The organism is Streptosporangium amethystogenes (genome assembly GCF_000721075.1).
In the GTDB taxonomy this organism is placed as follows: Bacteria; Actinomycetota; Actinomycetes; order Streptosporangiales; family Streptosporangiaceae; genus Streptosporangium; species Streptosporangium amethystogenes.
On sequence record NZ_JOEQ01000133.1, the window covers coordinates 1 to 803 of the forward strand.

Genomic DNA, 803 nt, shown 5'->3' on the forward strand with positions numbered 1-803 from the left:
TACTGTGGAGATCTGGTGGCGGACCGTACCCGGGCGATCAACCGGCTACGGGGTCTGCTGAGTGGGATCTTTCCCGCTCTGGAGCGCGTCCTTGAACTGTCCAACAAGGGGCCTTTGGTGCTGTTGTCGGGGTATCAGACTCCAGCGGCGATCCGCCGTTCGGGGCGTGGGGGTGTGGAAGCCTGGCTGAGGGCCCGCAAGGTCCGTAGCGCCGCCGCGTTGGCCCAGGCCGCGGTCGAGGCCGCCGACCGCCAGCACACGACTGTGGCCGGGGAGCAGATCACCGCGGACATCGTGGCTGCCTTGGCCGAGGAGGTGATGGCTCTCAATGCCAGGATCGAGGAGATCGACCACCGTATCCAGACGCGCTTTGCCGATCATGAACTGGCTGTGTTCATTAGCAGCCTGCCCGGCATGGGCCCCCAGGTTGGTGCCGAGTTCCTCGCTGCCACCCACGGCGATATGGGTGCCTTCGGCTCCGCCGATCGGCTCGCCGGCTTCGCCGGTCTGGCTCCCGTCCCGCGCGATTCTGGGCGCGTCAGCGGTAATCTGCACCGACCGCAGCGCTACCATCGCCGACTGCAACGCGCCCTCTATCTGGCGGCCTTCTCCAGCTTGCGCGTCTCACCGGAGTCGCGGAGGTTTTACGACCGCAAACGAGCCGAGGGCAAAACCCACTCTCAAGCGATCCTGGCTCTGGCCCGCCGACGCGTCAACGTCCTGTGGGCTCTTATACGTGATCGACGGCGCTACCAACCGCCGGCAAACGCCTCCGTCGCCGCTTGACAACCTCATTGGGAAGT

The 803-nt window shown here is 65.9% G+C and carries 1 protein-coding gene; it reads left to right on the top strand.

What is annotated here, in order from left to right; all coding sequences use genetic code 11:
- A partial coding sequence (locus tag IG98_RS0143950; protein ID WP_030926557.1) for an IS110 family transposase occupies positions 1-786 on the top strand: 786 nt, incomplete at its 5' end.
- Positions 787-803: the final 17 nt, after the last annotated feature.